The 25,019-nt window shown below is 59.4% G+C and carries 25 protein-coding genes; 19 read left to right on the forward strand and 6 right to left on the reverse strand.

The window, feature by feature from the left end; all coding sequences use genetic code 11:
- From tsaB to DWX58_RS08375, 13 genes are all read left to right on the forward strand, one after another.
- Window positions 1-741, forward strand: a complete 741-nt coding sequence (tsaB, locus tag DWX58_RS08315) for a tRNA (adenosine(37)-N6)-threonylcarbamoyltransferase complex dimerization subunit type 1 TsaB (protein WP_118642815.1) — start codon at window positions 1-3, stop codon at window positions 739-741.
- On the forward strand, window positions 734-1,369 hold the full coding sequence (upp, locus tag DWX58_RS08320) for a uracil phosphoribosyltransferase (RefSeq protein WP_118642817.1): 636 nt from the start codon (window positions 734-736) through the stop codon (window positions 1,367-1,369). The genes tsaB and upp overlap by 8 nt, the downstream gene beginning before the upstream one ends.
- A 193-nt stretch (window positions 1,370-1,562) precedes the next feature.
- Window positions 1,563-2,615 (forward strand): D-alanine--D-alanine ligase, encoded by a 1,053-nt coding sequence (locus DWX58_RS08325; protein ID WP_118642819.1) that lies wholly within the window; start codon window positions 1,563-1,565, stop codon window positions 2,613-2,615.
- Window positions 2,616-2,618: 3 nt separating this feature from the next.
- Window positions 2,619-4,010: a UDP-N-acetylmuramoyl-tripeptide--D-alanyl-D-alanine ligase gene (gene murF / locus DWX58_RS08330; protein ID WP_118642821.1), complete on the forward strand. Its 1,392-nt coding sequence runs from the start codon at window positions 2,619-2,621 to the stop codon at window positions 4,008-4,010.
- 45 nt (window positions 4,011-4,055) lie between these two features.
- Entirely contained in the window at window positions 4,056-5,957 is a 1,902-nt protein-coding gene (locus tag DWX58_RS08335; protein ID WP_118642823.1) for an ABC-F family ATP-binding cassette domain-containing protein, read from the forward strand.
- Complete coding sequence (locus tag DWX58_RS08340) at window positions 5,954-6,589, forward strand: YdcF family protein (RefSeq protein WP_118642825.1); 636 nt, start codon at window positions 5,954-5,956, stop codon at window positions 6,587-6,589. Before DWX58_RS08335 ends, DWX58_RS08340 begins: the two co-directional genes overlap by 4 nt.
- Window positions 6,590-6,610: 21 nt before the next feature.
- Window positions 6,611-7,669, forward strand: coding sequence for a peptide chain release factor 1 (gene prfA, locus DWX58_RS08345; RefSeq protein ID WP_118642827.1), 1,059 nt, complete (start codon window positions 6,611-6,613; stop codon window positions 7,667-7,669).
- Window positions 7,670-7,695: 26 nt separating this feature from the next.
- On the forward strand, window positions 7,696-7,965 hold the full coding sequence (locus tag DWX58_RS08350; protein ID WP_118642829.1) for a hypothetical protein: 270 nt from the start codon (window positions 7,696-7,698) through the stop codon (window positions 7,963-7,965).
- A 14-nt stretch (window positions 7,966-7,979) separates the two neighbouring features.
- Complete coding sequence (locus tag DWX58_RS08355) at window positions 7,980-8,633, forward strand: HAD family hydrolase (RefSeq protein ID WP_118642831.1); 654 nt, start codon at window positions 7,980-7,982, stop codon at window positions 8,631-8,633.
- A 5-nt stretch (window positions 8,634-8,638) separates the two neighbouring features.
- Entirely contained in the window at window positions 8,639-9,208 is a 570-nt protein-coding gene (locus DWX58_RS08360; RefSeq protein ID WP_118643216.1) for a GNAT family N-acetyltransferase, read from the forward strand.
- On the forward strand, window positions 9,195-10,205 hold the full coding sequence (locus DWX58_RS08365; RefSeq protein ID WP_243093364.1) for an L-threonylcarbamoyladenylate synthase: 1,011 nt from the start codon (window positions 9,195-9,197) through the stop codon (window positions 10,203-10,205). The genes DWX58_RS08360 and DWX58_RS08365 overlap by 14 nt, the downstream gene beginning before the upstream one ends.
- A 92-nt stretch (window positions 10,206-10,297) precedes the next feature.
- Window positions 10,298-11,473: a dephospho-CoA kinase gene (gene coaE, locus DWX58_RS08370; protein ID WP_118642835.1), complete on the forward strand. Its 1,176-nt coding sequence runs from the start codon at window positions 10,298-10,300 to the stop codon at window positions 11,471-11,473.
- Window positions 11,474-11,495: 22 nt separating this feature from the next.
- Window positions 11,496-12,908, forward strand: coding sequence for an aminopeptidase (locus tag DWX58_RS08375; protein ID WP_118642837.1), 1,413 nt, complete (start codon window positions 11,496-11,498; stop codon window positions 12,906-12,908).
- Window positions 12,909-12,993: 85 nt separating this feature from the next.
- On the opposite strand, the gene DWX58_RS08380 is transcribed toward DWX58_RS08375, so the two are convergent.
- Entirely contained in the window at window positions 12,994-13,578 is a 585-nt protein-coding gene (locus DWX58_RS08380; RefSeq protein ID WP_118642839.1) for a helix-turn-helix transcriptional regulator, read from the reverse strand.
- 134 nt (window positions 13,579-13,712) lie between these two features.
- On the opposite strand from DWX58_RS08380, the gene DWX58_RS08385 reads away from it, so the two are divergent.
- From DWX58_RS08385 to sigG, 6 genes are all read left to right on the forward strand, one after another.
- Window positions 13,713-14,426, forward strand: a complete 714-nt coding sequence (locus tag DWX58_RS08385) for an ATP-dependent Clp protease proteolytic subunit (protein ID WP_118642841.1) — start codon at window positions 13,713-13,715, stop codon at window positions 14,424-14,426.
- Window positions 14,427-14,534: 108 nt separating this feature from the next.
- On the forward strand, window positions 14,535-15,392 hold the full coding sequence (locus DWX58_RS08390) for an undecaprenyl-diphosphate phosphatase (protein WP_243093366.1): 858 nt from the start codon (window positions 14,535-14,537) through the stop codon (window positions 15,390-15,392).
- Between the two features lie 27 nt (window positions 15,393-15,419).
- Window positions 15,420-18,146 (forward strand): DNA translocase FtsK, encoded by a 2,727-nt coding sequence (locus DWX58_RS08395; protein ID WP_118642845.1) that lies wholly within the window; start codon window positions 15,420-15,422, stop codon window positions 18,144-18,146.
- 126 nt (window positions 18,147-18,272) lie between these two features.
- Complete coding sequence (locus DWX58_RS08400; RefSeq protein ID WP_118642847.1) at window positions 18,273-18,524, forward strand: IreB family regulatory phosphoprotein; 252 nt, start codon at window positions 18,273-18,275, stop codon at window positions 18,522-18,524.
- A 63-nt stretch (window positions 18,525-18,587) separates the two neighbouring features.
- The gene (locus DWX58_RS08405; RefSeq protein WP_118642849.1) at window positions 18,588-19,028 is read left to right on the forward strand and encodes a DUF523 domain-containing protein; all 441 of its coding nucleotides are present in this window, start codon (window positions 18,588-18,590) and stop codon (window positions 19,026-19,028) included.
- A gap of 122 nt (window positions 19,029-19,150) precedes the next feature.
- A complete protein-coding gene (gene sigG, locus DWX58_RS08410) occupies window positions 19,151-19,921 on the forward strand; it encodes an RNA polymerase sporulation sigma factor SigG (RefSeq protein WP_118642851.1) in 771 nt (256 codons plus the stop codon).
- Window positions 19,922-19,976: 55 nt separating this feature from the next.
- Here sigG and DWX58_RS08415 read toward each other — a convergent pair whose 3' ends face one another.
- From DWX58_RS08415 to DWX58_RS08435, 5 genes are all read right to left on the reverse strand, one after another.
- Window positions 19,977-20,717, reverse strand: a complete 741-nt coding sequence (locus DWX58_RS08415; RefSeq protein WP_207664070.1) for a ZIP family metal transporter — start codon at window positions 20,715-20,717, stop codon at window positions 19,977-19,979.
- Window positions 20,718-20,877: 160 nt separating this feature from the next.
- Window positions 20,878-21,912 carry an inorganic phosphate transporter gene (locus tag DWX58_RS08420; protein WP_118642855.1) on the reverse strand — a complete coding sequence of 345 codons (1,035 nt, stop codon included), beginning with the start codon at window positions 21,910-21,912 and terminating at the stop codon, window positions 20,878-20,880.
- A gap of 29 nt (window positions 21,913-21,941) precedes the next feature.
- Window positions 21,942-23,183, reverse strand: coding sequence for a DNA polymerase IV (gene dinB, locus DWX58_RS08425; RefSeq protein ID WP_118642857.1), 1,242 nt, complete (start codon window positions 23,181-23,183; stop codon window positions 21,942-21,944).
- 127 nt (window positions 23,184-23,310) lie between these two features.
- A complete protein-coding gene (locus tag DWX58_RS08430; protein ID WP_118642859.1) occupies window positions 23,311-24,501 on the reverse strand; it encodes a YibE/F family protein in 1,191 nt (396 codons plus the stop codon).
- Window positions 24,502-24,540: 39 nt separating this feature from the next.
- Window positions 24,541-25,011 (reverse strand): hypothetical protein, encoded by a 471-nt coding sequence (locus tag DWX58_RS08435; RefSeq protein ID WP_118642861.1) that lies wholly within the window; start codon window positions 25,009-25,011, stop codon window positions 24,541-24,543.
- Window positions 25,012-25,019 lie beyond the last annotated feature (8 nt).

The raw sequence follows: 25,019 nt of genomic DNA on the forward strand, positions 1-25,019 counted from the left end.
ATGTTGATTTTGGCACTGGAATCATCCGCCACCGCCTGTTCCGCTGCCTTGTGCAGGGACGGGGAGCTGGCGGCACAAGTATATTCCAACAGCGGCCTGACCCACAGCCGCACCCTTCTGCCCATGGTGGAGAGCATGCTGGTAAACAGTGGAACCAAGCTGGACGACGTGGACGTCATCGCGGTGGCGGCGGGCCCCGGTTCCTTTACCGGCCTGCGCATCGGTGTGGCCACAGCCAAGGGGCTGGCCTGGAAGGGGAACAAGGACTGTGCGCCCTGTTCGACCTTGGAGTCCATGGCCTGGCCACTGGCCCATCTGGAGGGGAGCCTTATTATTTGCGCCATGGATGCCCGGCGCAATCAGGTCTATAATGCCCTCTTTCTGGCTACGGGCGAGGGCCTGGAACGGCTGAGTCCCGACCGGGCCATTTCCCTGGGCGAATTGGCGGAAGAAGTCAAAAAATATAAAAATTCCAAAATAGTCGTTGGAGACGGGGCCAAACTGTGTTATAATGCCTTGATGGAACAGGGCCTCGACTTGAAGCTGGCGCCGCAGCCTCTGCGCATGCAGAGCGCCTGGGGTGTCGCCCGGACCGCACTGCGGCTGGCGGAAGAGGGCGCCCTGGTCAAGGGCGGAGAACTGGTTCCGGTCTACCACCGGCTGTCCCAGGCGGAACGGGAGCGGCTGGAGCGGGAATCCCAATCACCAATGAATCAAAAAGGGGAGCATGCGCATGTTTAACGAGAAAGTACACGTTTTGGACCACCCTCTGCTGCAGCATAAGCTGTCCATCCTGCGGGACGAGCGCACCGGCGTAAAGGAATTCCGCGAGATCGTCTCCGAGATCGCCGCTCTGGAGTGCTATGAGGCCACCCGCGACCTGCCCGTGGAAGACGTGGAGATTAAGACCCCCGTTGCGGTGGGTACCTTCAAGCAGCTGGCCGGAAAGAAGTTGGCCATTGTCCCCATCCTCCGTGCCGGCCTGGGCATGGTGGACGGCATCCTGAATCTGATTCCCTCTGCCAAGGTTGGTCACATCGGCCTCTACCGCGACCCTGAAACCCACGCCCCCGTGGAGTATTACTGCAAGATGCCCAACGACATTGCTGAGCGGGACGTCATCATTCTGGATCCCATGCTGGCCACCGGTGGCTCTGCCTCTGCGGCCATCACCTTCCTGAAGGGCTACGGCTGCAAGCACATCAAGCTGATGAACGTCATTGCCGCCCCCGAGGGCATTGCCTGCATCCAGAAGGATCATCCCGACGTGGACATCTATGTGGCTGCCGTGGATGAGAAGCTCAACGAGCACGCCTACATTGTGCCCGGCCTGGGCGACGCGGGCGACCGTATTTTTGGCACCAAGTAATCCATGGTTTTGTAAGGAAACCATCTGGCGCTCCCCGAATAAGCTCGGGGAGCGCTTTTTGCCGAAAAAACCGGGGAAAGCAGGAAAAAATCCGGGGGCGTGCTTGTGTATTTCAGCAGCCTGTGCTAAAATGACCTATTAGTGTATAAAATGTGGTAAGTATGCCCATATGCCGATAATGAGGTGTGTCAATATGAAGATAGTGGTACTGGCCGGCGGTCTGAGTCCGGAACGAAACGTCTCTCTTTCCTCTGGCGCCATGGTGTGTCAGGCGCTGCGGGATCGCGGACATCAGGTGGCTCTGGTGGATTTGTTTTTTGGACTGGAGGGAATGACCGGTGCGCCGGAGGATCTCTATGACCAGCCTGTCCCCGAATCCTTCAAGAAGGTGTCTCCCCAGGCTCCGGATTTGAAGCAGGTGCGTGCCAGCCGTAAGGACCAGAGTCCTTCCGCCATTGGCCCTGGGGTTCTGGAGCTGTGCGCCGGAGCGGATATCGTATATCTGGCCCTCCATGGCGCCTGCGGAGAGGACGGACGGATCCAGGCTGCTCTGGATCTCCTTGGCGTGCCCTATACCGGGTCGGGCTGCCTGGCCTCCGCCATTGCCATGGACAAGGACTTGACCAAGCGCCTGGTGGCCGACAAGGTGACAACTCCCCGTTGGCAGGTGGTCCGGGTCAGTGAGGAGAACCTGGAAGAACTGGTGGAGAAGACCGAGCTCCCCGTGGTGGTAAAGCCCATTGACAGCGGCTCCTCCATTGGCGTTTACATCGCCCATACCCGCCCGGAGCTTCACAAGGCGCTGGAAGGAAGCATTGCCTTGGGTGGCCGTACCGTTCTGGAGCAGTATATCCAGGGGCGGGAAATTCAGGTGGCCCTCCTGGATGGAAAGGCCCTGCCCTCCATCGAGATTATTCCCAAAGAGGGCTTTTATGATTACGAGAACAAGTATCAGCCCGGAGCCGCTCTGGAAGTCTGTCCCGCCGAGATTCCGGCGGAGTGGGAGAAGCGCCTGGGCGAGGCCGCGCTGGAGGTGTTCCGGATTGTGGGCCTCTCTGTCTATGCCCGGGCCGACTTCATTGTCACTGAGGACGGAACTCCCTACTTTTTGGAGATCAACACTCTGCCCGGCATGACTCCCACCAGCCTGGTGCCCCAGGAGGCAGCCGTGGTGGGCATTGACTATGGGACACTGTGTGAGACCATCATCCAGAAATCCCTGGAAGCTCGGAAGGAGGAACAGTAAGGGATGGAAACCATCACCCTGGGCCAACTGCTGGAGGCAGTGGACGGCAAGCTGCTGGGAACCTTTGGGGATTTGAACGCCCCCATTGTCCGGGTGGATACGGACAGCCGGACCATCCATCCCGGCGCTCTGTTCATCCCCCTCACCGGGGAGCGTTTTGACGGACACGCCTACATTAACTCAGCCCTGGAGGGCGGAGCTGTGGGCTGTCTCACTGCCCGGGAGCGGAAGAGCTACCGGGAGGATAAGTTCTATGTGAAGGTGGCCAATACCCAGCGGGCGCTGCGGGATCTGGCCGCCTGGTATAAGGCCCGGTTTGACATTCCCTTTGTGGCCGTCACCGGCAGCGTGGGCAAGACCACGGCCAAGGACATGATCGCCTCCGTGCTGGGGGTGCGGTATAAGGTTCTGAAGACCGAGGGGAACTTTAATAACAACGTGGGCCTGCCCCTGACCCTGCTTCGTCTGGAAAAGAGCCATGAGATTGCCGTTTTGGAAATGGGCATGGACCGATTCGGCGAGATTGACTACCTGGCCGGAACGGTCAAGCCGGACGTGGGTGTCATCACCAACATCGGCGACGCCCACATTGAGCGGCTGGGCAGCCGGGAAAATATCTTCAAGGCCAAGTGTGAGCTGCTGCCCCACATTAAGGATGGGGGACTGGTGGTACTCAACGGCGACGATGAGCTGCTGGCCACCCTGCGGGGCAAGACGCCGGTGCCCGCTGTCTTCTGCGGACGGGGCGAAGGCCTGGAGTATCGGGCGGAGGTCATTGGCGGCGACGGCGTGAGCTACCTGGACTGCCGGCTCATTACCCCCCACATGGACCAGACCGTCAAGATTCCGGCTCTGGGCGAGCACATGATCTATCCCGCCCTCATTGCCGCGGCCGTAGGGGAGCGGTTTGGCCTTACAGCCCAGGAGATTGCCCAGGGTATCTATCAGTTTGTTCCCACTCGGATGCGGATGAACATTGTCCGCCGGGCCGAGGGCATCACCATTCTGGATGACACCTATAACGCCAATCCCCAGTCCATGCGGGCCGCCATCAGTGTGCTGGCTGACAGCCATTGCCAGCGGAAGGTTGCCGTGCTGGGCGATATGTTTGAACTTGGTCCCTTTGCCCCGGGGCTCCACTATGAGGTGGGCGAGTGCCTGGGCAAGGAGAAGATTGACTGTCTGGTGGCCGTGGGCGAGCTGTCCGACTATATCGCCCGGGGAGCCCGAGAGTCCGGCGTGCCTGAGGTCTACCGCTGTGAAGACAAAGAGGCGGCCCGGACCATTCTTCCCAAGGTGCTGCAGCCGGACTGCACCATCCTGGTCAAGGCCTCCCGGGGTATGAAGCTGGAGGAGCTGACCGCCTGCCTGATGGAGCTCACCAAGGCGGAGTAATCCCGTCTTCCGGCCGGAACCAACGTAATAGAAAATGAGGTTGCTATGATCGATCTATCCGTCTCCAACCTGGTCAAGGAATTTGAGGTTGGCAATCGAATATTGGATGGCCTCACCTTCCAGGTGGACACCGGGGAGCGGGTGGGCCTGCTGGGGCCCAATGGCTGCGGCAAGACCACCTTGCTGCGCATCCTCACCGGTGAAGTGGACTGCGACGAGGGCGAGGTTATGGTGGCGCCGGGCAAGCGTCTGGGCCTCATCTCCCAGATCCCCGTCTATCCGGCCGGCTATACGGTGGAGGACGTACTGGACACCGCCTTTGCCCCTCTCCACGAGATGGAACGGGAGCTGAGCCGTTTGGCTGAGCAGATGGGGGCAGGGGAGAACCCGGCTCTTATGGCTCGGTACGATAAGCTCACCGCTGCCTTTCAGGCGGGGGGCGGTTACGAGACGGAGACCAACAAGAATAAGGTCTGCAACGGCCTTTCCATCTCCGCTGAGATGCGCGGGCGTCCCTTTGATAAACTCTCCGGCGGGGAGAAGACTCGGGTCAACCTGGGCCGTCTCATTCTGGAGGACACGGACATTCTGCTGCTGGACGAGCCCACCAACCACCTGGACCTGCGGGCCACCGAGTGGCTGGAGGAATATCTGGAGAGATTTAAGGGTACTGTCCTCACCGTCTCCCATGACCGCTACTTCCTGGACAAAGTGGTGGACCGGGTCATCGAGATCCAGAATGGAAAGGCAGAGTTCTACTCGGGCAACTACAGCTTCTACGCCGTGGAAAAGGAGCGGCGGTACGAGGAAAAGCTGAAGCAGTACGAGAAGGAGCAGGCCAAAATCGAGCAGCTGGAGAAAGCGGCCCAGCAGCTGCGCATCTGGGCCTACTCCGGCAATGATAAGGTATTTAAACGTGCCCAGTCTATGGAGAAGCGCATCGAGCGCATGCGGGTCACCGACCGCCCCCGGAAGGAGCGGAAAATGGAAGTCCGTTTTGGTGAGCGGGAGTTCCGTGGGGACGAGGTGCTCACCATCAAGGGGCTGGAGAAGGGCTTTGCCGGACGGACCCTGTTTTCCGACGTCAACTTGGAAGTGGCCGGGGGCGAGCGCATTGCCCTTTTGGGGGACAACGGCACCGGAAAGTCCACCCTCATTAAAATTTTGATGGGGGAGGAGCAGCCGGACCAGGGCAAGCTTCGTCTGGGACCCACAGTGAAAATCGGTTACCTGCCCCAGATCATCCACTTTGCCCACCCGGAGCGAAACTTGGTGGATACCATGATTTACGACCTGGACTGCACGGCTCAGACGGCCCGGAACCGGCTGGCCTCCTTCAAATTCCGGGGGGAGGACGTTTTTAAGCCGGTGTCGGCCCTGTCCGGCGGCGAGCAGTCCCGGCTTCGCCTGTGTATGCTCATGGATGCACAGATTAACCTTCTCATTCTGGACGAGCCTACCAACCATCTGGACATCCAGAGTCGTGAGTGGATTGAGGAGGCGGTGGAGGAGTACGAGGGGAACCTGCTCTTTGTCTCCCATGACCGTTATTTTATTGACCGCTTTGCCACCCGCATCTGGATGCTGGAGGACGGCCATATCACCGATTTCAAGGGCACCTATCAGGAATACCTCTCCGCCCGTCAGCGGCAGAAGCAGCTTGCTGCCCAGCCCGCCGCTCCTAAGGCGGAAGAGCCCAAAAAGGAGAAACCCAAGCGCCCGGGCGGCACCAAGAACCTGGAAAAAGAGGTGACCGCCGCAGAGCGTGCTGTGGCCAAGGCGGAGGAGCAGATGTACGATCTGGAGCAGCAGATCGAGCAGGCTGCTTCGGACTATCTGAAGCTGCAGGAACTCTATGAACAGCGGGAAGCCCTGGAGGAAGAAATTTTGAAACTCTACGGGACCTGGGAGACTCTCTCAGCCCAATTGGAGGAGGCGCGGGGATGAGCCGGCAGAAGATTGAGGTGCCCAGCTATAAGGGTAGACGGTATCAGCGCTGGATTCGAGCCATTCTTGTGTTGATTGCGGCAGGCGCCTTGTGCTTTGCCGCCCTGTTTGGCGCCGTCATCTACGGCGCCTATGACCACATTGCCGGTGAACCTCAGGTCATGGTGGTGCTAGGCTGTCAGGTCAAACCGGACGGCCCGTCCCAGCTGTTGCGGGACCGCCTGGAGGAAGCGGCAGACTATCTGTCCGATCACCCAGATATGACGGTGGTGGTTTCCGGCGGTCAGGGGCCTGATGAGCCCACCACCGAGGCCCGCGCCATGGCCGACTATCTCATAGAGGAGGGCGTGGAAGAGGATCGCATCCTTCTGGAGGACCAATCCCACAACACCTCTCAGAATCTTCGAAACAGCGCTCAGGTGCTGAAGGATGCGGGCTACGACCTGGATGAGACCGACGTCCTAGTGGTGTCCAATGGCTTCCACCTGACCCGTGCCCGGATGCTGGCCGAGCGTGCGGGCTTCGGAGAGATCTCGACACTGGCCGCACCCACCAGCCACCTGCCCTCCCGGCTGAAGATGTACATTCGGGAGCCTCTGGCGTTGGTGAAGTCCTTTGTGTTCGACCGCTGAATTCGTTGCAGGAGGAATTGTATGCTGGACAAGCTGGCCGCCATTGAGGCCAAATACAGCCAGATCGAGGCCCGACTGGCGGTGCCGGAGACCTATGACGATCCGGAGCTGGTGGCAAAGCTGAACAAGGAACAGACGGAGCTGCAGCCCCTGGTGGAGACCTTCCGCACCTATCAGCGTGTGAAGGAGGCCAGGGACCAGGCCCAGCAGCTGCTCAGCGACCCGGAGATGAAGGAACTGGCCCAGGAGGAGTACCACCAGGCCGGTCAGGATATGGAGCGGCTGGAGCGCGAGCTGCAGATTCTCCTGCTGCCCAAGGACCCCAACGACCGGAAAAATGTCATTCTGGAGATTCGGGCCGGGGTAGGCGGGGAGGAGGCAGCCCTCTTTGCCCACTCCCTCTATCGCATGTACTCCATGTACGCCGAGTCACGGGGCTGGAAGACGGAGGTAGACTCCGTCAGCGAAACAGAATTAGGTGGGATAAAGGAAATTTCCTTTACAATTGAAGGCGACGGTGCCTGGTCCCGCCTCAAGTATGAGAGCGGCGTTCACCGGGTGCAGCGGGTGCCAGAAACGGAATCGGGAGGCCGGATTCACACCTCCACCGCTACGGTGGCCGTCCTGCCGGAGATGGAGGCGGTGGACGTCCAATTGAATCCCGCCGACATCGAGATGCAGGTCTTTCGGTCCTCCGGCGCGGGTGGACAGCATGTAAACAAGACCTCCTCCGCCGTGCGCCTCATCCACAAGCCCACAGGCACTGTGGTGGAGTGTCAGCAGGAGCGCAGCCAGTTCCAGAACCGGGACAAGGCCATGCGCATCCTGGCTTCCCGGCTCTATGAGGCAGAGCAGGAGAAAATTTCCAGCGAATATACCCAGCAGCGCCGCAGCCAGGTGGGTACCGGCATGCGCAACGAGCGCATCCGTACCTACAATTTCCCGCAGGGCCGGGTGACCGACCACCGGATCGGCCTGACCCTCTATAAAATTGATAACGTTGTGAACGGGGACTTGGACGAAATTATTGACGCTTTGGCGGCCGCAGACCAGGCGGAGCGTCTGAAAGAGCAGTCCTGATCCGTTTTGAAAAGGAGTTTTATATCATGGATCTGTTTATTCACTATTCTTCTCTGCCCGAGGGCAAGGAGCTGGCCGACATTGTGGGCGAGCTCAACGAGGTTTTGGACGACCACGGCGCCGTATGCGGCGGGGAAGGGGACGAAACCGGTGGACGGTTGGATTTGGACCTGGAGGACGAGAAGATTAACCCCAAGTATGCTCAGATGGCGGTGAAAGCCTATCTTCAGCGGGCGGAGTTTGCCCGGGATACCTTGATTGAGATCGGCGGTATGGAGATCGGCATTTACGAGTAAAGAAGGAACCCTTTATGTATCAGTATGTGATTTTTGATTTGGACGGAACGCTGCTCAACACCATTGACGACTTAGCGGACGCGGGCAACCATGTCTGCAAGCTCCATGGCTGGCCTACCCACACTGTGGAGGAGTACAAGTACTTTGTGGGCAATGGAATTCAGAAACTGGTGGAGCGGCTGTTTCCGGAGAAGTGCCGTGATCTGGAGTACGCCAAGTCCGTCATGGACCAGGAGTTTACCCCCTATTATGACGCCCACAAGGAGGACAAGACGGCTCCCTACGCCGGAATCCCTCAGCTGCTGGAGCATTTGAAGGCGGCTGGCGTGTCCATGGCGGTCCTTTCCAACAAGGGCCACGCTCTGGCACGTCCGGTGGTGGAGCACTACTATCCCGGCGTGTTCCCATATGTCCAGGGGGCGCTGCCCGATTGCCCCACCAAGCCTGACCCAACCCTGCTTCATCGCTTGATGGCGGAGATGGGTGCCACCCGGGGAAATACCCTCTTTGTAGGGGACAGCAATGTGGACATCCGCACCGCCCGCAACGGGAATCTCACCAGCTGCGGTGTGCTGTGGGGCTTCCGCACCCGGAAAGAGCTGGAGGACGAGGGCGCCGACTTCATCGCGGAGAACCCGGAGCAGCTGGAAAAGCTGATTTTGTCATGAGCCGGATGATTTTAGAGACCGCCCGCCTGCGGCTTCGGGAAATGGAGGACGGGGACTTTCCTGCTCTTTGCCGGATGCTCCAGGACCCCGTGGTGATGTACGCCTACGAGCACGCCTTTTCAGACCAGGAGGCCTGGGATTGGCTTCACAACCAGCAGAGACGCTACAGCCGGGACGGCTTTGGACTGTGGGCGGTGGTGGAGAAGGCTACCGGAGAGATGGTGGGCCAGTGCGGCATTACCTGGCAGTCCGTGGGGGATGACCGGCAGATGCCCGAGGTGGGATATCTGCTGGAGCGTGCCGCCTGGCACAAGGGCTACGCCACAGAGGCGGCTCAGGCCTGCCGGGACTATGCCTTTGATACTCTGGGATTTCAGGAGGTCTGCTCCATCATCCGGGACAACAACCTCCCCTCCCAGGCAGTGGCACGGCGCAACGGCATGACTCCGCGGGGCACCCTGGTCAAGCACTATTACGGCATGGATATGCCCCACCTGATTTTTACCGTCCGACGGACGGAGCTAGAGAAAGAGAAGTGGAACGGCGTTGCAGACTCTGCGATTGACAAACAATGACAGTGCTCAGGCGGCGGAGATTCTCCGTGCCGGCGGTCTGGTGGGCATCCCCACCGAGACGGTCTATGGCCTGGGCGCCAACGGCCTGAACCCTGAGGCGGTTCGGGCCATTTTCAAAGCCAAGGGAAGGCCCCAAGACAACCCCCTGATTCTCCATATCCCGGAGGCCTCCTGGCTGGAGCGGTACTGTGAGAACGTCCCGCCCCAGGCCTGGGCGCTGGCCCAGCGTTTCTGGCCCGGTCCCTTGACCATGATTCTGCCCCGCAAGGCCCTGGTGCCTGACGAGGTGACGGCGGGGCTGGAGACCGTGGGCATGCGCTGTCCCAGCCACCCTCTGTGTCAGGAGATCATCCGTCTGGCCGATATCCCGGTGGCAGCTCCCTCGGGCAACACCTCGGGACGCCCCAGCCCCACCACCGCCCAGCACATGCTGGAGGATATGGACGGAAAGATTGACGCCATCGTGGACGGCGGTCCCTGTTCCGTGGGGGTCGAGTCCACCATCATTGATCTAACCGGAGACGTGCCCCGGCTGCTGCGGCCGGGCGGAATCACTCTGGAGCAGCTGCGCCAGGTACTGGGACAGGTGGAGGTGGACCCGGCGGTAACCCGGCTTATGGGAGCAGGGGAGAAGCCCAAGGCCCCGGGCATGAAATACCGCCATTACGCCCCCAAGGCGCCTGTCACTGTGGTGACCGGTGACCCCGCCAAGGCGGCTGAGTATATCGCCCAGCACGCTGACGCAGAGGACGGCATCATCTGCTTTGAGGAGTTCCTGCCACTGTTCACGGGACGTTCCGTGACGAGGCCCGTCATGGACCTGGGGCCCTCGGGGGACAAAGAGGAGCAGGCCCGACACATCTTTGACGCCCTGCGCTCCTTTGACCACACCAGTGTGCCCGCCATCTGGGCCCAGTGCCCGGATTCCGGCGGCATTGGACTGGCCATTGCCAACCGCCTCAACAAGGCGGCTGGATTCCATATTATCCAGGTGTAACCCTTGGCCCCCAAGGCCTGCAACCTAAGGTTGCACGGAAATTGCTTGACTGTTTGGCCCTTTTTCCGTACGCTTAAGGTGAGGTGAGCCATATGACATTGGGAGAAAACCTGCAGAACCTGCGGAAAGAAAAGGGGCTGTCCCAGGAAGAAGTAGCCAAGGCCCTGTTTGTGACCCGCCAGACCATCTCCAAGTGGGAAACCGGTAAGGCAGAACCAGGTGTAAGTAATTTGAAAGCCCTGGCAGAACTGTATGGGGTGACCTTGGAGCAGCTGGTCCTGTGGGAGACCCCTCAGGTTGTGAAACACGCGGATTCCACTTTGCATGATTCGCACGTAAAAGAGCGCTCCCTTTCTTATCTGTTCTGGACCGCTCTGTTGATCGCTGTCACCGTTATGGTGGGTATCTATACCATGGAGAATGATCGGAGTGTCAGCATTCCATTCTCCCTGATTGCCATGGTGATCGGAATTTGGGTTCGGTACCCCGCCATGTGGATTGTCATCCAGTGCATTTTTACGGTATCTTTGCTCTTTAGTGGGGTTATCCTGTTTCTGGGTGACCATATGGGATGGCTCCATCTGCTGGTCAATGGGGGATATATTTTGGTTATGTACACTCCCTCAATTCGGAGGCGATTTGGCATGAAAAAGAATGTGCCTATGACCGTTCTGGGAATCACCGGCCCCACCGGAGCCGGTAAAACCACTGCGCTGCGCGAGGTAGAGAAACTGGGTGGTTCGGTCATCGACTGTGATGTCGTGTACCACGAGCTTCTGGAAAGTGATTTAACCTTACAGAGGATGTTGGAGAGTGCATTTGGCCCCCTTCGGAATGAGAGCGGCGCCATCGATCGGAAAAAACTGGGGACCATTGTTTTTGGCGACCCGGAAAAGCTGAAAAAGCTCAATACCATCGCCCAGACCGCCACGGTGAAACGAACGCAGGAACGATTGGAGGAGTACCGCGCCAAGGGGAAAACTCTGGTGGCCATCGACGCCATCGGCCTGCTGGAGAGCCCGCTGAAGGATTTGTGCAGTGCCACGGTGGCCGTGATTGCTCCGCCGGAGGTGCGGGTGAAACGTATTATGGCCCGGGAGAGTATTTCTGAGGAGTACGCCTGGTCCCGGGTGAGGGCTCAGAAGCCGGACGATTATTTTACCCAGGGGTGCGATTACACCCTTTGGAATGACTGTGCTGGGCCGGAAGAATTTGCTCTTCAGGCCAAGACGCTGATTGAATCAATTTTAGGCAAGGACATACAATAAAGTCCAAAAGGAGGTTTTTTCAATGGACGAGCGAAAGGAAGAGAGCCGGGGCGAGCAGCTGCGCCGTGCCCTGGCCTATGAGAAGAAAAACGGCTATGACCGGCTGCAGCCCGGTGAGCTGGAGGCCATGGATGCCTACTGCGTCGGCTATAAGCAGTTTTTGGACGCGGGCAAAACCGAACGGGAGTGCGTGGACCGCACCATCGCTCTGGCGGAGGCCTCCGGTTTCCGGCCCTATACCCGTGGCATGGAGTTGAATGCCGGAGATAAGGTGTATCAGGTCAACCGGGGCAAGGCTATCATGCTGGCCGTGATGGGCAAAAAGAGTCTGGCGGAGGGTGTCAACATTGGCGCCGCCCACATTGATTCCCCCCGGCTGGATTTGAAGCAGAATCCCCTCTATGAGGCCGATGAGATGGCTTTTCTCAAGACCCACTATTACGGCGGCCTTCGCAAGTACCAGTGGGTGACCATCCCTCTGGAGCTCCACGGCGTGGTGGCGCTGAAGAGCGGTCAGGTGATTCGGGTGTCTGTAGGCAACGGGGAGGGGGACCCTCTCTTTACCATCGACGATCTGCTGCCCCACCTGGGCTCCGAGCAGTCCAAGAAGCCCCTGGGTGAGGCCATCCCCGGTGAGAGCCTGAACATCCTGGTGGGCAGCCGCCCGCTCAGCGACGATGAGGGTAAGGACCGGGTCAAGATCGCGGTGCTGGAGTTGCTGAATCGGAAGTACGGCATTGTGGAGGAGGACTTTATCTCTGCTGAACTCTCTGCCGTCCCCGCCTTCAACGCCTGTGATATCGGCTTTGATCGCTCCCTCATCGGCGCCTATGGCCACGACGACCGTGTGTGTGCCTATGCCGCCCTGGCCGCCCTTCTGCAGCTGGGCACGCCGGAGCGCACCGCCATCTGCATGCTGGCGGATAAGGAGGAAATTGGCTCCGAGGGCGTCACCGGCATGAAGTCTGAGTGCTTTGACACCTTTATGGCCGACCTCTGTGCGGGCCAGGGCGTGCTGCCCCGGGCCTGCTATGAGAAGTCCTTCTGCCTGTCCGCCGACGTGACGGCGGCCTATGACCCCAACTTTGCCGATGTGTACGAGAAGCGCAACAGCGCCTTTGTAAACTACGGCATGGGCCTTTGCAAGTACACCGGAGCCCGGGGCAAGTCCGGCGCCTCCGATGCCTCCGCCGAGGTGGTCGCCTACGCCCGCCGGGTGCTGGATGAGGCCAATGTGGTGTGGCAGATGGCCGAGCTGGGCAAGGTGGACGCTGGCGGCGGCGGAACGGTAGCCGCCTATATGGCGGAGCGGAACATCGATACTCTGGACGCCGGTGTGCCGGTACTCAGCATGCACGCTCCCTTTGAGACCGTGGGCAAACTGGACTGCTATATGACCTTCAAGGGTATGAAGGCTGTGTTTGAGGCAGTTTAAGGCGCTTGAAAAAAGCCTGGATGTACGTATCGCACGTACATCCAGGTTTTTTAATATATAGCAAGTGATTTTACTTGTCAGAAAGTCACCGGAGGTTTCGTTCCAGACGCCACACACGGATCGCCAGTATCAGACAGAGAATGGCACCTGCCGCCTGGAGGACTGGCCAAAGCCAGATGGGAAGGGTAGAGGCGCTGGACACAAGAATGGCTGTGGGACCATCTGCACTTCCGATTATTCCATATGTGTAAGCCATAGACGCGGAGGTGGTGAGGGCAAGAATCTGGAGGTAGAGAAAGCTCACCAAAAGAATCACCGGGTCATAGGCCAAATACACACAGATGGCGGTAAGCAGCCACCGCAGCAGCCGAAGGTAACGACGTGCGGTAATACGCTGAGATTGATCAATGGCCTGGGAAAGAACCTCACCAGCTTCCCCGATGGTGAGACTTTCTTTCTCCATACGTGCACCCTGGAGCAGCTCCACCAGGGAAACACCCAGCACCTGAGCCAGGGGCTCCAGCAGCTTGACATCGGGGAAGCCCTTTCCGGTCTCCCATTTGGACACCGCCTTGTCCGTTACGTGCAGACGTTCAGCAAGATCCTTCTGTGTCAGACCTTGTTCTTTGCGGAGCTGGGCCACAAAGGCCCCAAACTGTATGTTATCCATGATTTGACCCCTTTCCTGGGGAACATTATGCCAAAGGAAGGGAAAAAACGCAACCTACGCAAAGTAGAGTGGGGGAAAAGGAGTAAAAATGGGCCCATCCGTGCATGCTAATGGCCAGAAAAGGAGTGGTACGCATGGAAGAAACGCCCAATTCCCAAAATCCGGAGCAGGGTCAGGAGCCCAGCCTGCAGCCCATTGTGGATCTGGGATCCTCTCTCATTCAAAGTAAGCGAGGTACCATTTACGTCCTGACCATTGTGGGGCAGATCGAGGGGCATCAGCTGCTGCCTGCCAGCAGCAAAACCACAAAATATGAGCACGTCTTGCCGCTTCTGGCCACGGTGGAGGAGAGTGACCAAATTGATGGTCTGCTTGTTTTGCTCAATACGGTGGGCGGAGACATTGAGGCGGGGCTAGCCATTGCGGAGCTCATTGCCAGTATGACCAAGCCAACGGTCTCTCTGGTGCTGGGAGGCGGCCACTCGATCGGCGTACCGCTGGCTGTGTCAGCAAAGAAATCCTTCATTGCGCCTTCAGCGGCAATGACCATCCATCCGGTACGGCTCAACGGATTGGTCATTGGTGTGCCCCAGACCTTCTACTACTTTGAGCGGATTCAGGAACGAATCATTCAATTTGTAACGGCCAACAGCACTGTAAAAAGGGAAGACTTTACAAAGCTAATGCTCCAAACCGGGGAACTGGTGGCCGACGTGGGCAGCGTCATTTACGGTGAAGAGGCGGTGCAGCTGGGCCTCATTGACCGGATCGGGGGACTGGGGGATGCACTGACCTGCCTCCATGGGCAAATCCTGGCGCAAAAGGGAAACGGAGAGGGCGAGAGATAACTCCTCCTCCGTTTACATAATTGATAAGAAAAAGTCTGGTATTTCCGGGTGGGTTGTGTTAATATAGTAGCAGTGATTTTATGGCATTTTCCATGGGAGGTACATATTGTGTCGTATTTAATGTCTGCCGTTCTGGGCTTTGTCCAGGGTGTGGCTGAGTTTCTGCCCATCTCCAGCTCCGGCCATTTGACCCTGCTGCAGTATTTCTTCGGTATGTCCGAACCTGACCAGCTTTTTAATATTTTGCTCCACTTTGCCACTTTGCTGGCCGTGTGCATCTACTATTTCCAGGATGTCGTGGAGATGATCGAGGAGTTTTTCCGCGGCATTGCCGCCATCTTCTCCCGCCGTCCTGCCCAGGGCAATCCGCCGGAGGCTCGGCGGCTGGTGCTGCTGGTGATTGTGGGTACGCTGCCCCTGTTTGTGGTTATGCTCGTCAAAGACCAGGTGGAAGCGCTGGGAAGCAGCCCTGTTTTTGTCAGCTGCGCCCTGCTGGTCACCGGATGCGTGCTGTTTCTCTCTGACCGGATGGCAGGGGGGAGAAAGACGGCCCGCAACGCCACACTGAAGGACGTGCTGCTGGTGGGCGTAGCCCAGGGCTGTGCCACTATTCCTGGCCTGTCCCGGTCCGGCTGTACCATCTCCGCCGGTATGGCGGTGGGCTTTGACCGTAAGTTTGCCGTGCGCTATTCCTTCCTGATGTCTCTTCCTGCCGTTCTGGGCGCCACCATTCTGGAGGTCAAGGATGTGTTGGGCGCAGAGGGCGGGTTGCCTGAGGGAGCTCTGCCCAAGTATCTGCTGGGTATGGTAATTGCCGGCGTGGTGGGCTATTTCTCCATTCAGCTGGTGAATCTGCTGGCCTCTAAGGGTAAATTCGGAGCCTTTGCCTACTACTGCTGGGCCGCTGGCCTGATTTGCCTGGTTCTTACCCTTATGGGCTGGACCCTGGTCCCTGCGGCGGTATAATCCTTTTCTGGGAAAGGACGTAACACAATGGCATCCACACGAAAGAAACCGGGCGGCGGCAGCCGTGCCGCTTCCACGTCCAAATTAAAAGGCAGTAAAAGCAGTAAAAGTAGTGCCAGATCCAGGACCTCCGCACCTACCCCCCGGCCTTTTCGCCGGGAGGCGGGGGCGGTGGTCTGTCTCTTGCTGGCCGTTTTTGCTGCTTTCGGATATTTTAATCTGAAGGCCATCTTCATCGACTTTTTCTGCGGGATCCTGAAGGGACTGATCGGTTACGGCTATTGGCTGGTGCCCCCGGTACTGCTGCTGAGCGCTTATATTCTGGCCTTTCATCGGGGCCGTCCGGTACGCCTGCGGCTTACCTGTGCCCTGCTGCTGCCGTTGATGCTGGCGGGTCTGATTCACGGCGTTCTGGTCAAGCCTATGGCCTGGGACGGAGCGCTGATCAAGACCCTGTGGTCCACCGGTGAGACGCTGAAGTCCGGCGGTGTGCTGGGCGGCGTACTGGCGCAGGCCTGTGTCGTGCTCTTCACCAGCCTGGGCAGCACCATTATTTTCGCCATGGGCGGAATCCTGATGGGGCTGGCAGCCTTCAATCGCTCTCTCATTGATGTGGCGGACTGGATTTTCAATCGTCCCCAGTACGAGTATGAGCCGGAGCCCGAACCGGTCCGCCGCAAACGGCCGGAACCCGTCGCGGAAGCACGTGGGGCTCGGGAGGCGCGGGTATCTGCGCCTGCGGCACACCGGGCTCCCATCGATATTCCGGTGGATGAGGGACCGCTGGCAGACCAGACGCCTGTCACTGCCCCGGAAAAGAAAAAGCGCGGCTTCTTTGACCGTAAGGCCCGGGTTCCTTCGCCCGATCAGCTGCTCACCGGGCAGCCGGCCGCTCAGCCGGAACCCAAGGCAGAACCGAAGCCGGAGGTGGAAGCTATTACGGAGCCGGTTCAGCCGGAACCGGAATTTGTCACCGAACCGGTGCTGGCCCCCAAGCCAATTCCTGTGGTTCCTCCCGTCACGGTGGCGCCGCCCACACCGCCCGCGCCCGCTGCACCCGAGGCCCCGCCCAAAGCGGCAGTTTCCGAACCCGCCAAGGTTACCCGGGAGGAGGCCCAGGTGGAAGCGGCCAAGGTGGCTCAGGACATTCAGGACACCATGGACCAGGGAACATCGCCCTATCAGTATCCGCCCCTTTCCTTGTTGAAGGAAGGACCGGGGGACATTGGGGGAGAGGCTCTGGCCGAGCTCAATGCCAACCGTCAGCGGCTGACCGACACCATCCACTCCTTCGGCATCGACGCCAACATCACCCACGTGACCCGGGGTCCCTCGGTGACCCGGTACGAGCTGGAGCTGGACCAGGGTGTTCGCCTCAACAAGCTGACCAACCTGTCTGACGACATTGCTCTGGCCCTGGGCGCCACCGGTGTTCGCATCGCCCCCATTCCCGATCAGATCTCCATGGTGGGCATCGAGGTGCCCAACAAGCTGGTTTCTCCGGTGAATATTCACTCGGTCATCGGCTCCAAGGCCTTTACCGACAGCGCCTCCAAGGTGTCCTTCGCAGTGGGCAAGGACATCGGCGGCAACTGCATCGTAGGCAACATCGCAAAAATGCCCCACCTGCTCATTGCCGGTACCACTGGCTCCGGTAAGTCGGTGTGCACCAACTCCCTGATTATTTCCTTGTTGTACAAGGCCACTCCGGAGGAGGTTCGCCTCATTATGGTCGACCCCAAGATGGTGGAGCTGGGCATCTACAACGGCATTCCCCATCTGCTCATCCCCGTGGTCACCGACCCCAAAAAGGCGGCCGGTGCCCTGCAATGGGCGGTCACCGAGATGATGAAGCGCTACCGCACCTTCTCTGAGGTGGGCGTGCGGGATCTGGCTTCCTACAATGCCCTGGCCGCCAAAACCGAGGGCATGGAAAAGATGCCCCAGGTGGTGGTCATCATCGACGAGCTGGCCGATTTGATGCTGGTGGCCGCCAAGGAGGTGGAGGAATCCATCTGCCGCGTGGCTCAGATGGGCCGTGCCTCGGGCATGCACCTGATCATCGCCACCCAGCGTCCCTCCGCGGATGTCATTACCGGCCTCATGAAGGCCAACATCCCCAGCCGCATCGCCTTTGCAGTGGCCTCCAGTCTGGAATCCCGTATCATTCTGGACATCACCGGCGCGGAGAAGCTGGTGGGCCGGGGCGATATGCTTTACTTCCCTCTGGGCTCCGGAAAGCCCACCCGTGTGCAGGGCTGTCTCATCACCGACCAGGAAGTGGCCTCGGTGGTGGACTTCGTCAAGCGCAGCGGCACTGCCCAGTATGATGACGCCGTCATGCAGGAGATTGAGCAGCATGCGGCCGAGAAGGAGAAGGGCGCCAAAGGCGTGGGCGGTTCGGCCCCCGATGACGTGGACAGTGAGTTCGACGAGCTCATTGACGCCGCCGCCGAGGTGGTGGTGGAGACAGGCCAGGCCTCAGTGTCCATGCTCCAGCGCCGGCTGAAGCTGGGCTATGCCCGGGCCGCCCGGCTGGTGGACCAGCTGGAGGAGAAGGGGATTGTGGGGCCCTTTGAGGGCAGCAAGCCCCGCCAGCTACTCATCACCAAGGAGCAGTGGCAGGAGATGAAATACCGGCAGGGCACGTCCACGCCGCTCTCTCAGCCTGTCCCCCAGGAGACAGTCCAGGATCAGGCGCCGCCCTTCGATGTGGAGGATGCACTGGACCGGACGGAGGAGGATACCCTGTAACCGGTAGGTACAGCCAGACGACAAATATTTCATTTTCATTAAATTTACCCCCAGCCCCTTTACAGAACGGGGATTTGGAGTTAGACTAAACCCATATGATGCAGGATTTTCGAGGAGGTGTTTTCAATGGGAGATATGGATTTTACGCGTAAATTCAGTCTGGGTGATCAGCGGGATTTGGAGATTAAGGCGATTCTTTCCTCCGTCTATCAGGCGCTGCAGGAGAAGGGCTACAATCCCATCAACCAGATTGTGGGCTACATCCTGTCTGAAGACCCTACCTATATTACCAACCACAACAATGCCCGTGCCATGATCCGCAAGGTGGATCGGGACGAGCTGCTTCAGACCCTGGTGAAGTATTACCTGACCCATTGAGTTTATCAATCGCGGCCCGGCGCTTTGGAAGGCGCCGGGCCCTTTTCATAGGAGGAAGCCAACATGAACATTCTCATCAGCCGCTGTCTGCTAGGGGAGCCCTGCCGCTACGACGGCCAGAGCCGTCCAGTGCCTGAGATCCGGCAGCTGGAAGAGGCAGGTCACGTCCTGATCCCGGTCTGCCCCGAGGTGGCCGGTGGTCTGTCTACGCCGCGGCCTCCCGCGGAGCGGCAAGCAGACGGTCGAGTGGTCAACGAAGCCGGTGGGGACGTGACGGAAGCGTACCGGAAGGGAGTGGAGCTGGCCGTCGCCCTGGCCAAAAAGCATGGCTGTCAGGCGGCAATCCTGAAAGCCAAGTCTCCCTCCTGCGGCAGCGGTACCATCTACGACGGTACCTTTTCCCGCCGCCTGATTCCAGGCTGGGGCGTGGCAGCGGAGCAGCTTCGTGAGCTGGGGGTGACCGTCGTGGACGAGAACGGCTGGCAGGCTCTTTTAAACCGGTAGTCCTTAAAAATCCATCGAAAGTGGTCTGACGATAAAAAATTTAGGCGGTCCCGGGTCCGTATGAAACCTCCTGTCAAGGAGATACTGAAAACACAGTATCATCCAAGACAGGAGGTTTTTCCATGCAGCACAAGGTAGAACTATGCGGGGTCAATACCTCCAAGCTGAAGGTGCTGAAGAATGAGGAAACCCGGGAGCTGCTGCTGCGGGCCAAGGCGGGGAACAAGCAGGCCAGGGAGGAGCTGATTGCGGGGAATCTGCGCCTGGTGCTGTCCGTCATCCAGCGCTTTGGAAACCGGGGCGAGAACGCCGACGACCTGTTTCAGGTGGGGTGCATCGGCCTTATCAAAGCCATTGATAACTTCAATACCGATCTGGACGTGAAATTTTCCACCTACGGCGTGCCCATGATTGTGGGGGAAATTCGGCGCTACCTCCGGGACAACAGCACCATGCGGGTGTCCCGGGCCATGCGGGACACCGCCTATAAGGTGCTCCAGGCCAAGGAGTCCTATGTGGCCCAGCACCAGAAGGAGCCAACCGTGGAGGAAATCGCCACCATGCTGCAGCTGCGGAGGGAGGATGTGGTTTGCGCCTTAAACGCTATTCTGGAGCCTGTCTCCCTGTACGACCCCATTTATTCCGACGGAAGCGACACCATCTGTGTTATGGATCAGGTGAAGGACAAGAAAAATACGGACGAGATGTGGATTGAACGTATTGCCCTCAAGGAGGCGGTCTCCCACTTAAGTGAGCGGGAGCGGAAAATCCTCTCCATGCGGTTTTTTCAGGGCAAAACCCAGATGGAGGTCTCCTCAGAGATCGGCATCTCCCAGGCCCAGGTGTCCCGGCTGGAGAAAAATGCCTTGCGCCAGATTCGAAAAGAAATGTAACGCCGCCCGTCGGAAGGTTTCCCTTCCGGCGGGCGGCATTTTCCTTGGAGAACAATTATCCCAGTGCTACATCCAAAATCATCATCAGCAGGAACCCGGTCATCACCCCCAAAGTTCCGGTGTGTCCGCCCTGGGAGAGGTTGGCCTCCGGAATGAGCTCCTCCACCACCACATAGAGCATGGCGCCCGCGGCAAAGGAGAGAAGCCAGGGCATCAGCGGTTGCACGGAGCCGGCTACCAGCACGGTGAGAATACCGAACAGGGGCTCTACCAGACCGGACAGTGCCCCCATGGCAAAGGCCCGGGGCCGGCTCATCCCCTCTTGGCGGAGTGGCAGGGCGATGGCGGCCCCCTCGGGGAAATTCTGAATGCCGATGCCCACCGCCAGGGCGGCGGAGGCCGTCATGAGCGTGGGTTCTCCGCTCTGGGCGGCCAGAGCGCAGGAAATGCCCACGGCCATTCCCTCTGGGATGTTGTGCAAAGTCACGGCCAGAACCATCAGGGCTGTCCGTTTGCGGGGTGTTTCCCCCTCGCGCCAGTGGAAGGTATCCGGCGTCAAATGGGGGAGCAGGTAATCCATCAGCAGTAAAAAGGCGATGCCCAGTGCAGAACCTCCGGCGGCGGGCACCCAGCCGATCATTCCCATTTCCTGAGCTTCTTCAATGGCGGGAATAAGCAGAGACCACATGCTGGCGGCGATCATGACCCCTGCGGCAAAGCCCAGCATCACGCGGTGAAGCTGGGGGGATGCATTTTTTCGGAATAAAAAGACCATAGCGGCCCCCGAGGCGGTCATCAGGGCGGTAAATCCCGTCCCACCGGCGGCCCAGAGAATTGCCTGTGTCACGATGTACGTCCTTTCTCAAATCACGGCGGCGCCCACCTGCGGGGGAGGGCGCCTTTGCGGCTGCTTCCACACTAGGCTATGCCCGGACCGCCCGGAGGGTGCACCGCCGTTAGGAGAGAAAGGAGAGGAAAAGCCAGCTCATCCCGTAGCCCAGCAGAGCGCAGCTGGGAAAGGTGAGCAGCCACGCAAGCCCCACCCGACCGGCCACTGTCCAGTTGGGACGCTGCTGTCCCGCCGCGCCTACACCCAGGAGCGCAGCGGTTCGGGTGTGGGTGGTGGAGATGGGCAGTCCCAGGAAGGTGGCCAGCAGCAGGCAGGGAACACTGCCCAGATCGGAAGAGAGACCCTGAAGAGGGGAGAGACAGACCATGTCCCGGCCCACCGTATCGATGATGCGTCGCCCACCCATCAGCGTTCCCAGAGCAATGCCTGCCGCACACAGTCCAACCAGCCAGAGGGGAATGAGGAACGTACGTTCATCCCCGCGCCCTTCGGCCAGAGCCACCCCCAGAAGGAAAACGCCCAGAAACTTCTGACCATCCTGGGCTCCGTGGAGGAAGGAGACAGCTGCCGCTCCTGGAATCTGGGCCAGACGCACAAGCCTGACGGACAGCGAACGTCGGCTCAGTTTCTGCTGTACCCAAAAGCCTGCTCCAAATCCTACCGCCGTGGACAGCACCAGGCCCAGCAGCACCCTGCCCCAGCAGTCCCAGCGGATACAGGACAGACTTTCCTCCAGAGCCACCGCCGCACCGGAGATGCCTGCCACCAGGGCGTGGCTCTCGCTGGTGGGAATGCCGAAACACCAGGCCGCTCCCGCCCACAGCACCACCGCCCCCATGGCAGCGCACAGGGCAATGAGGGCCGCATCCCGTCCGCCCCCAAAAGAGGCGATGGAGTAGACGGTCTCCGCCACCGACACATTGACCGAGGTGACGCACAGCACCCCCAAAAAGTTGCAGGCAGCTGCCAAAGCCACCGCCATGGAAAAGGGGAGTGCGCCTGTGACCACTGCGCCGGCGATGGCGTTGGGCGCGTCCGTCCAGCCGTTAACCAGCAAAACAGAGCTGGTGAGCAGGACGGTCAGCAAAAGGGCCGGATTTTCCGCCGCATGGGCCGCAAAGTCCCAAAAAGAGATGGGCATGGAATCACCTCCATGCCCATCCTATGGTGCTAGTCCTCTGGATATGCGCCCCCGGGAGGCGGTGCGTGGCGGGGCCTCCGTTCCCGCGGGGCGGAGGCCGGTTGAATGGACCCCGCGCCGTATTTTGCCCGGATGGCATCCATGGTTCCTTCCAGCTTCTCCAGCCGCTCCCGCCGCTGCTCCTGCCCACCATCCCACAGTTCCAACTGGCTGACCGCCTCCTCTGCCGGCAGCAGGTAGATGGCGGTGACGGTGAGGGCACGGACCGGATGGTCCATATTCCAGCAGCTCTCCGCCAGCTCCATGGCGGCCCCGGCAATTTCCCGAGCAAGACAGGAGGGGGTATCCAGCCGCTTTTGTCGGCTCAGGTCCCGGAATGCCGGGTCTCGAATGGCAAGGGATACACCTTGACACTTCATGCTGTGACGGCGCAGACGGGCCGCCACCTGGTCAGCGAGCTGAATGATGCCCGCCCGAATCTCCTCTCGGCCCTTGAGGTTATGGGAGAAGGTGAGGCCGTTGCCCACCGACTTGGGAGGGGTATATTGTGCCGCCGGGGCCACCGGTGAGGTATCCAGTCCGGAGGCAAAATCGTGAAGCTGTGCGCCGTTTTTTCCCAGCAGCCGGAAGAGCTGTTCCCGGTCAAAGGCCGCCAGATCCCCGATGGTGCGGATGCCGAACTTCTCAAAGGTCTGGGCGGCGGCCCGCCCCACGTACAGAAGGTCGGTCACGGGAAGAGGCCAGACCAGCTGACGAAAGTTTTCCCGGGTAATGACCGTTGTGGCGTCAGGTTTTTTATAGTCGCTGCCCAGCTTGGCAAAGACCTTGTTGAAGGACACCCCCACCGAGATGGTCAGCCCCAGCTCGTCCCGTAGCCGGTCCCGCAGCCGGTCAGCCAATGCCTTTGGATCGCCGCCGAAGAGGTGGAGGGTGCCGGTAACATCCAGCCAGCTCTCGTCAATCCCAAAGGCCTCCACCAAATCGGTGTATTCCCGGTAAATTTCGTTGACCTTGCGGGAGTACTCCCGGTAGGTCTTATGGTGGGCGGGGAGGAGGACCAGATCGGGACATTTCTTTCTGGCCTGCCAGATGGTCTCCGCCGTCTTCACCCCGAAGGCTTTGGCCGGCTCGTTTTTGGCCAGAATGATGCCGTGCCGGCTCTCCGGATCGCCGCAGACAGCCACAGGCAGATGGCGCAGCTCCGGATGGGACAGGAGCTCCACAGAGGCATAGAAGCTATTCAAGTCACAGTGAAAAATGACCCGTTCCATCCGGTGCGCCCTCCTTTCTGTTTGGTACAACCATTATAGAACGTCATTGGCAAAAAGTCAAACTTACGTTCGATTCTTCTTCGATAAAAAAGGAACGGTCCAAGGACCGTCCCTGCTATAAGCAAAATCAGTTCTGACGCTCAGGCTGCAGCGGGCCAATGGATTCCTGCGTCTCGGAGGAAGGTGCTTTTTTATGTCCCGCCAGGAACAGGCCGGCACACAGTGCGGTAAAGGGAGCCACCGTCACAAGGCCGAAGGACCCGATGACGGTATGGATAATTTCCGCCGCCACGTATTTATAGTTCAGAATGTGATCCACCGGCGTACCCTGAGCCATGAAAACCATGAGCAGGGCGATGTAGCCTCCGGAGTAGGCGAAGAGGAGGGTGGTGGTCATGGTTCCCATGGCGGCCCGGCCCACATTCAGGCCGGAGCGCATAGCCTCCTTCCAGCCAAGGTCTGGGCGCTTCTCCACCACTTCGTAGACGGCAGAGGTGATGTCCACGCTCAGGTCCATGATGGCACCGGAGGCACCGATAAAGACAGAGGCCATAAAAATCTGGGTGAGGTTCAGGTGGGAGTAGCCGGAGTAGAGCAGACTTTCCGAGTAGGACATCACCGCTCCATGAATTTTGAAGAGGTCCGTGAAGGCAATACCCAGCACACAGGTAACCAGAATACCCAGAAAGGAGCCGGAGGAAGCCGCCCAGCACCGCCGGTCAAAGCCGTAGACCAGGGCAATGATGAGCACGGTGAGAAAGAGGGTGATGGCAAGCCCCACCCAGATGGGGTTCCAGCCCTTGAGGTAGAGGGGAACCAGCACCTTCCAAAGGCACAGCACCGTGAGGGCAAAGGAGGCGATGGCCCGTACGCCGGTACGCCCGGCAAATAGGATCAAGAACACCCCAAAGCACAAGGCCAGCAAAGCCTCCCAGCCCAGACGGAAGTGATCGGACATGGTGACGTTGGTGATGGTGTCCCCGTCGTGGCTGACCACCACCTGGGCTGTGTCGCCGGGGGAGAACAGCTTGTCCTGCTCCAGGGAACCGTTGAGCATGTTGACGCCGTCTACAATCTGCCCCTGAAAGGCTCCGCTGAGCAGCTCCAGCTTACAGCGCTGCTCGCCGGAGCGGACCAGGCCGGTGTCCACGATGGTAGAATTGTCTACCTCCAGGACCTTGGCAGTACAGCGGTCCGCCTCCTGATAGACTACAGCGTCCTCAAAGCCCGTAGGCAGCAGCCACAGCAGAAGAATCGCTGCCAGACAGACCAGGACTGGGGCGTGATAACGCAGATTCCAAGAGAAACGATTGCGCATGGATCAAAACTCCTTTAAAGCGTTGAGATAGGGGAGAGGTCAGGCCTCCTCCAATCGTTGGGCCAGTGCCTCGGCCAGCTCCTGACCCGCCAGGTCGTCCCACCAGCCCAGGTGGCACATCCGGTCTCCCATCCGGAGGTGCCTGCCCGCGGTAACGGTAATCTCCCAGAGAAGATTGTTTTCTCCGTCCCTGCCGTAAAAGTTAAGCACCCGGCCTCCGGTACCCCCCGTGGAAGTGCTGCCGGAGAGGGTCTGAAAACAGCGGTGGACGGTGACCTGGGATAAGAGCTCCTCCAGCTGAGCCCATTGGTCGGAGCCAGGGGAGAGGGTATATGTTTCCTGTGCAATTTCATAGGGCTGCAGGCGGACGCTGGAAATTTCAATCCGTACCACCTCCTCCGGCAAAGGAGGCACGTGAAGCGGCCAAAGAAAATAAACTCCGGCAAAACCAGCCAGAAGCAGCAGGAGCAGAAGAACGAGCCGCCCAGGCGTAACAGAAAAACGGGTCATGGAGCACT

The organism is Pseudoflavonifractor sp. AF19-9AC, assembly GCF_003478995.1.
In the GTDB taxonomy this organism is placed as follows: domain Bacteria; phylum Bacillota; class Clostridia; order Oscillospirales; family Oscillospiraceae; genus Lawsonibacter.

Bases quoted from the DNA above. Each gene is read 5' to 3' on its own strand.
- tsaB (WP_118642815.1), top strand. From the start codon at position 1: ATGTTGATTTTGGCACTGGAATCATCCGCCACCGCCTGTTCCGCTGCC.
- upp (WP_118642817.1), top strand. From the start codon at position 734: ATGTTTAACGAGAAAGTACACGTTTTGGACCACCCTCTGCTGCAGCAT.
- DWX58_RS08325 (WP_118642819.1), top strand. From the start codon at position 1,563: ATGAAGATAGTGGTACTGGCCGGCGGTCTGAGTCCGGAACGAAACGTC.
- murF (WP_118642821.1), top strand. From the start codon at position 2,619: ATGGAAACCATCACCCTGGGCCAACTGCTGGAGGCAGTGGACGGCAAG.
- DWX58_RS08335 (WP_118642823.1), top strand. From the start codon at position 4,056: ATGATCGATCTATCCGTCTCCAACCTGGTCAAGGAATTTGAGGTTGGC.
- DWX58_RS08340 (WP_118642825.1), top strand. From the start codon at position 5,954: ATGAGCCGGCAGAAGATTGAGGTGCCCAGCTATAAGGGTAGACGGTAT.
- prfA (WP_118642827.1), top strand. From the start codon at position 6,611: ATGCTGGACAAGCTGGCCGCCATTGAGGCCAAATACAGCCAGATCGAG.
- DWX58_RS08350 (WP_118642829.1), top strand. From the start codon at position 7,696: ATGGATCTGTTTATTCACTATTCTTCTCTGCCCGAGGGCAAGGAGCTG.
- DWX58_RS08355 (WP_118642831.1), top strand. From the start codon at position 7,980: ATGTATCAGTATGTGATTTTTGATTTGGACGGAACGCTGCTCAACACC.
- DWX58_RS08360 (WP_118643216.1), top strand. From the start codon at position 8,639: ATGATTTTAGAGACCGCCCGCCTGCGGCTTCGGGAAATGGAGGACGGG.
- coaE (WP_118642835.1), top strand. From the start codon at position 10,298: ATGACATTGGGAGAAAACCTGCAGAACCTGCGGAAAGAAAAGGGGCTG.
- DWX58_RS08375 (WP_118642837.1), top strand. From the start codon at position 11,496: ATGGACGAGCGAAAGGAAGAGAGCCGGGGCGAGCAGCTGCGCCGTGCC.
- DWX58_RS08380 (WP_118642839.1), bottom strand. From the start codon at position 13,578: ATGGATAACATACAGTTTGGGGCCTTTGTGGCCCAGCTCCGCAAAGAA.
- DWX58_RS08385 (WP_118642841.1), top strand. From the start codon at position 13,713: ATGGAAGAAACGCCCAATTCCCAAAATCCGGAGCAGGGTCAGGAGCCC.
- DWX58_RS08395 (WP_118642845.1), top strand. From the start codon at position 15,420: ATGGCATCCACACGAAAGAAACCGGGCGGCGGCAGCCGTGCCGCTTCC.
- DWX58_RS08400 (WP_118642847.1), top strand. From the start codon at position 18,273: ATGGGAGATATGGATTTTACGCGTAAATTCAGTCTGGGTGATCAGCGG.
- DWX58_RS08405 (WP_118642849.1), top strand. From the start codon at position 18,588: ATGAACATTCTCATCAGCCGCTGTCTGCTAGGGGAGCCCTGCCGCTAC.
- sigG (WP_118642851.1), top strand. From the start codon at position 19,151: ATGCAGCACAAGGTAGAACTATGCGGGGTCAATACCTCCAAGCTGAAG.
- DWX58_RS08415 (WP_207664070.1), bottom strand. From the start codon at position 20,717: ATGACCGCCTCGGGGGCCGCTATGGTCTTTTTATTCCGAAAAAATGCA.
- DWX58_RS08420 (WP_118642855.1), bottom strand. From the start codon at position 21,912: ATGCCCATCTCTTTTTGGGACTTTGCGGCCCATGCGGCGGAAAATCCG.
- dinB (WP_118642857.1), bottom strand. From the start codon at position 23,183: ATGGAACGGGTCATTTTTCACTGTGACTTGAATAGCTTCTATGCCTCT.
- DWX58_RS08430 (WP_118642859.1), bottom strand. From the start codon at position 24,501: ATGCGCAATCGTTTCTCTTGGAATCTGCGTTATCACGCCCCAGTCCTG.
- DWX58_RS08435 (WP_118642861.1), bottom strand. From the start codon at position 25,011: ATGACCCGTTTTTCTGTTACGCCTGGGCGGCTCGTTCTTCTGCTCCTG.